General features: G+C 29.0%; 6 protein-coding genes. All 6 read left to right on the forward strand.

Translation table 11 applies throughout. The features are described 5' to 3' along the window. The first annotated feature begins 198 nt into the window (after nucleotides 1–198). The 6 genes from IO99_RS17595 (at nucleotide 199) to IO99_RS17620 (ending at nucleotide 5,649) form a co-directional block, all read left to right on the forward strand. On the forward strand, nucleotides 199–396 hold the full coding sequence (locus IO99_RS17595; RefSeq protein ID WP_198028608.1) for a helix-turn-helix domain-containing protein: 198 nt from the start codon (nucleotides 199–201) through the stop codon (nucleotides 394–396). Nucleotides 397–423: 27 nt separating this feature from the next. After that, nucleotides 424–2,094 carry a ribonuclease J gene (locus IO99_RS17600; protein WP_035135789.1) on the forward strand — a complete coding sequence of 557 codons (1,671 nt, stop codon included), beginning with the start codon at nucleotides 424–426 and terminating at the stop codon, nucleotides 2,092–2,094. A gap of 335 nt (nucleotides 2,095–2,429) precedes the next feature. Further along, on the forward strand, nucleotides 2,430–3,434 hold the full coding sequence (locus IO99_RS17605; protein WP_035135792.1) for a permease: 1,005 nt from the start codon (nucleotides 2,430–2,432) through the stop codon (nucleotides 3,432–3,434). Between the two features lie 83 nt (nucleotides 3,435–3,517). Next, nucleotides 3,518–3,757 (forward strand): thioredoxin family protein, encoded by a 240-nt coding sequence (locus IO99_RS17610; protein WP_035135794.1) that lies wholly within the window; start codon nucleotides 3,518–3,520, stop codon nucleotides 3,755–3,757. A 510-nt stretch (nucleotides 3,758–4,267) separates the two neighbouring features. Continuing rightward, nucleotides 4,268–4,753, forward strand: a complete 486-nt coding sequence (locus IO99_RS17615; RefSeq protein WP_035135796.1) for an RNA polymerase sigma factor — start codon at nucleotides 4,268–4,270, stop codon at nucleotides 4,751–4,753. Then, nucleotides 4,750–5,649, forward strand: a complete 900-nt coding sequence (locus IO99_RS17620; RefSeq protein ID WP_035135798.1) for a zf-HC2 domain-containing protein — start codon at nucleotides 4,750–4,752, stop codon at nucleotides 5,647–5,649. Before IO99_RS17615 ends, IO99_RS17620 begins: the two co-directional genes overlap by 4 nt. Nucleotides 5,650–5,887: the final 238 nt, after the last annotated feature.

Here is a 5,887-nt window from a genome sequence, read left to right on the forward strand (position 1 = left end):
TTTAAATATAATATAACTAATCAAAGTATAGTTTAATCTAACTTGATTAATTATAACTATATATATATAATGATATATAAGTGATAATAATTGAATAAGTCAAGGGTAAGTAGAAAGCTTAACTTGTGAATTAACATATTTAGATTTTAAATTAAAAGCAAATAGAAAGATCCTAAACATAAATGGGGGTAAATTTTAATGAATGATAATATGAGTGATAATGAGATTATGACTGTTAGTGAGGTGGCAGAATATTTCAAAATAAGTGAAGTTACTACATATAAACTAGTGCAAGAAGGGAAAATTCCAGCCTTTAAAATTGGTAGGCATTGGAGAGTAAAAAGAAGTGATTTAACTGAGTTTATTGAAAAGTTAAAACGAGGAGAAAGAATATAAACTTAGTTTATAATAGGAGGATATGTTTTGAAAAGTAAGATTAAAAATAAAATTAGGGTTATATCTCTAGGGGGACTAGGAGAAATCGGTAAAAATATAACAGCCATAGAATATAAGGATGAAATTATTGTAATAGATTGTGGAATTTCATTTCCGGAGCCTGATATGTATGGGGTTGATCTAGTTATTCCAGATATAACTTATTTGCTAGAAAATAAGGATAAAGTAAAAGGCTTTTTCTTGACTCATGGACATGAGGATCATATAGGAGCGTTACCTTATGTGTTAAAACAACTTAATGTTCCAGTGTATGGAACCCGTCTAACTTTAGGATTGGTGGAAAGTAAATTAGAAGAGCATAATATTCTAAAAGATTGTGACCTTAATGTTGTAAAAGCTGGAAATACTATTAAATTAGAAAATATAAGTGTAGAATTTATAAGAAATAGTCATAGCATTGCAGATTCCTGTGCTATTGCAGTGCATACACCTATTGGTAGAGTTGTTCACACCGGAGACTTTAAAGTAGATTATACTCCAATTGATGGAGAGGTTATGGATTTACAAAGACTTTCAACCTTGGGCAAGCAAGGGGTGTTATTGCTACTTGCTGATAGTACTAATGTGGAACGTCAAGGATACACCATATCAGAAAAGGTAATTGGAGAATCTCTTAATAGGATTTTTGGTAAAGCAACTGGAAGAGTAATAGTGGCAACCTTCGCATCAAATATCCATAGGCTACAGCAGATTGTAAATGCATCTATTTTCTATGAAAGGAAAATAGCCTTTAGTGGAAGAAGTATGGAAAAAATATCTCAAGTAGCAATGAACCTTGGGTATTTAAATATTCCTGAAGAGAGTATTGTTGGTATAAATGAAATTGGTAAGTATGATAGTGAAAATATTACAATAATTACAACTGGTAGCCAAGGTGAGCCGATGTCAGCACTTACAAGAATTGCTGCAGGAATACACCGAAGTGTACAAGTAGAAAAAGGTGATTTGGTTATTATATCTGCATCTCCAATACCAGGAAATGAAAAGTGTATATCCAATGTAATAAATGATTTATTTAAAAGGGGTGCTGAAGTTATATATAATTCCTTAGAAGAAATCCATGTTTCAGGGCATGCTTGTCAAGAGGAATTAAAGCTAATCCACTCTTTAGTTAAACCAAAATATTTTATGCCGGTTCATGGAGAGTATCGTCATTTAATGCAGCATGGATTACTCGCTGAGAAGTTAGGTATGGATAAGTCTAATATATTTGTATCCCAAGTTGGTGATGTATTGGAAGTGCACAGCAAAGCTGCTACCATATCAGGTAAAGTAAAAACAGGAGCAATAATGGTAGATGGACTAGGTGTAGGAGACGTTGGAAGTAGTGTATTACATGATAGAAAATTATTAGCACAGGATGGAATTCTAACGGTAGTAATTACAATTAAAAAAGATTCTTATACTATAGTAGCAGGACCAGACATAATAACTAGAGGTTTTGTTTATGTTAGGGAATCAGAAAACATCATTAATGATGCAAGAGACATTGTATTAAAAGAAGTTGAAAAGAAATTAGCAGCTAAAGATATGAGTAGAAGAAATATAAAATTTGCAGTTAAAAATTCTCTATCACAATTCATATATATGAAGATTAAAAGACGACCAATAATTATGCCAATAATTATGGAAGTTTAAGATTTAAAAACAATAATAAACAGAATTTTTTATTAAAAAACTTTAAGAAGATAATATAATAGAAATTAAATAAGCTTTGAATCTTGTAAATAAGATTCAAAGCTTATTTTAGTTTTGTATTTTAAATGATTTGTTTTCACTAATTGTAAGTTGTCTTATTTAATTGAACTTCAAAAATAATAATTGCAAACATATTGACAGTTATCTATGTGTAGTCATATAATGGATATAGACAATTATCTATATAGCTTTTAAAATGAGTTAAGTAAAAAAAGTTCACTTTGTAATATTGGAATTAATTAAAGTTAAAAAATATAATTTAAGGAGATGGGAATGTGTTTGTATTTGAATGGTTAAATAATCAACTATTGAAAATGGAATGGCTTAGTAATTTAGTTACACTTATAGTAAAAAATTTATTTGGCCTAGATGTTAATAGCAGAATTGGAGGAAGTATTCACTTTTTTATATATGATGTTATTAAGATATTTATATTACTTTCAGTATTAATATTCTTAATTTCATATATACAAAGTTTCTTTCCACCAGAGAGAACTAAGAAAATTTTAGGAAGATTTAATGGTATTTGGGCCAATATATTGGGCGCCTTACTTGGAACTGTTACACCTTTTTGTTCCTGCTCATCTATTCCTTTATTTATAGGATTTACTAGTGCAGGTCTACCAATAGGGGTTACATTTTCATTTTTAATATCTTCACCTCTTGTAGATTTAGCTTCCGTTATTTTGCTTGCAAGCATATTTAACTGGAAGATTGCAATTGCTTATGTGGTTGTAGGTCTTATTCTTGCAGTTATTGGAGGTTCAGTTATTAGTAAATTAAAACTTGAAAAATATGTAGAAGCATTCGTTTTTAACAATAAGATGATTGAAGTAGAGCAAGAAGATTTGACTAAAAAAGATAGGATGATTTTTGCTAAAAATCAGGTTTGGGACATTATAAAAAAAGTATGGCTTTATATTTTAATCGGTGTAGGAATTGGAGCTGCAATTCATAACTGGATTCCAGAGAATGTAATTACTGCTGTTCTTGGTCAGGATAAATGGTATTCTGTTCTAATAGCAACTTTTGTAGGAGTTCCTATGTATGCTGATATTTTTGGAACTCTACCAATTGCAGAAGCATTGGTACTTAAAGGAGTAGGAATTGGTACAGCATTATCATTTATGATGGGTGTAACTGCACTTTCCCTTCCATCTATGATTATGCTAAAGAAAGTAGTTAAGACAAAATTATTAGGTATATTCGTAGGAATTGTTACTATAGGAATCATTATCATAGGTTATGTCTTTAATGCCTTTGGGTATCTTCTACTATAAGATTACTTATTAAGATGTTTTATAATTTTAATAGAATATATTTTATTTAGGTTTTTAAAAATAAAATTTAAGGGGTGATATGTATGATAATTAAGATTCTAGGATCAGGATGTAAAAAATGCATTACATTAAAAGAAAATACTGAAATAGCATTAAAAGAAACAGGTAAGGAAGCTGAGATAATTAAAGTTATGGATTTTAAGGATATTATGGCTTATGGAGTAATGACAACTCCAGCACTAGTTATTAATGAAAAAGTTGTTTCCTTTGGAAAGGTATTAAAACCAAAAGAAATTATAAAGATTCTTGAAAGTTCTAAATAAAAATTCCTTATGTCTTCATTGGAAAAAAATTTGTAGTTTATCTTAGGGAATAGTCTTTAAATAATAAATTAATATATTGGAGTATATATAATACTAATAAAAGCTTCTCAGCAAGTTTTTAGGGACCTATGAGTTGTCTTCCTATTACCATTCTTCGTAATACGTGTGATATGGTAGTTAGATAACCTATAGGTCTTAGTTTGTTTGTTTATATTGGTTCATTTCTAATATAAATAAAGTTCTAAAAAACTTAATTGTAAAAAAGAATTGTTAATGCAAGAGAATTGTAAGAACCATAAGATAAGATAAGATAATTTATTTGAGTATATAAGAGTATTTTATTATATTAATAATTTTATAATTAATGAATATTATGACATAATATTCATTAGAGTGATAAGGAAATAAATTGAAAAATATATGGATAATTCTCTTTAGCTTTTAAATTTTTTTTAATATTAGTGTAAGATAATCAAATCAAAAGCGTCTTATAAGTGAGGAGGTGATAGAGTGACGGAGTTTGAGGATATATATAATAATTATTTTAAAGATATTTTTTTGTATATATATAGTTTATCTGGAGATAGGCATATAGCAGAGGATATTACAGCTGAAACATTTATGAAGGCAATAAAGTCTATTGAAAAATTTAAGGGTAACTGTGATATACGAGTGTGGTTATATCAAATTGCAAAAAATTGCTACTTTTCTTTTCTGCGCAAGAAGAAAAAAACTGTACATTTAGATGAACTTTCTGAACAAAAAGATAATTTTAATTTTGAACAAATAATATCTTCAACAGAAGAATCTATGGAAATTCACGAAATTCTTCATAATCTTGACGAACCATATAAAGAAGTATTTTCACTGCGAGTTTTTGGAGAATTGAGCTTCAAACAGATTGCATGTTTGTTTGGAAAAAGTGATAACTGGGCTTGCGTTACGTATCACCGGGCTAGAAATAAGATCAAAGAGCGAATGGAGGATTATAAATGAAAGTAACTTGTAATGTGATTAGAGATCTTTTGCCTTTATATCTAGAAAATATTGCCAGTAATGATACTTGCATTATTGTGGAACAGCATATTAGTTTTTGTGAGGATTGTAGAAAGCAACTTGATGAGATGAAATTATATAATAATCCACCTATAGATACAGATGTAGCCCCACTGAGAAATCTAAAGGCTACTTTGCGTAAGAAAAAACTCCAAACAATTATTTTTTCTGTTATGTTGACCATAGTTATTGCTTCAATTACAATTGCTTTTTTTACTGCGCCAAAGTATATTCCTTATAGTGAAGGCACAGTATCCTTAATAGAAAAGGATAATGGGTCGATACTTGCTTTATTCAGTGATAAAGTATCAGGATATGATATAAGTAGTTATCCTAATGATGACAACACAGGTTATGTTTACAATATAACTGCATGGGATAGTATTTGGAACAGAAGTATTACTAAAAATCCTGCAAATAATACTGTTTTGAATCCAAATGGTGAAGTGGTAGATTCCGTGTACTATTATATGACTAATGGAAGTGAAGATAGATTAATATATGGTAATGACCAAAATCCTGGTGGAGGTATTTTCACATTACCAAGACTTGTTTTGGCATATTATTTAGTTATTGACTTAGCATTGGTAATACTTTGTGGAATAATTATGTTTGTATTCCGGGGATATGAAAAAGTAAAAAATGTGACAATAAAAATTCTCTTTTTGCCTATATCATATCTTTTAGGTCATCTTTGTATTAAAGGATTTACAACGTCATCATATTCTGCAGCAAGGGATTTTTTTGCAATCTTGCTAGTGATGATTCCACTATACATTGGATTCCTATCTGCTATCAGTTTAATGAGAGAATATAGAAATGGTAAAAGGGACTAATATTTAAGTAGGTTTTTAAAAATTTAATTTACTGGTAACAGAAACGCACGATATACCCTCTATTATAAAATTTCGAGAACCTAATTAGTATTGGGAAATTAAATATTATGTGGTATAATAAGAAATAGTAGGAATGAATTGTGAAAAAATAAATAATTAAAATTTCAAATAAAGAATTTAAAATTAGGGGGAATAAAAAAAATGGTAAGATATCGTTGTTCAGTATGTGGATATATTC

Origin of the sequence: Clostridium sulfidigenes (assembly GCF_000732635.1) — a bacterium.
GTDB classification, from domain to species: Bacteria; Bacillota; Clostridia; order Clostridiales; family Clostridiaceae; genus Clostridium_J; species Clostridium_J sulfidigenes.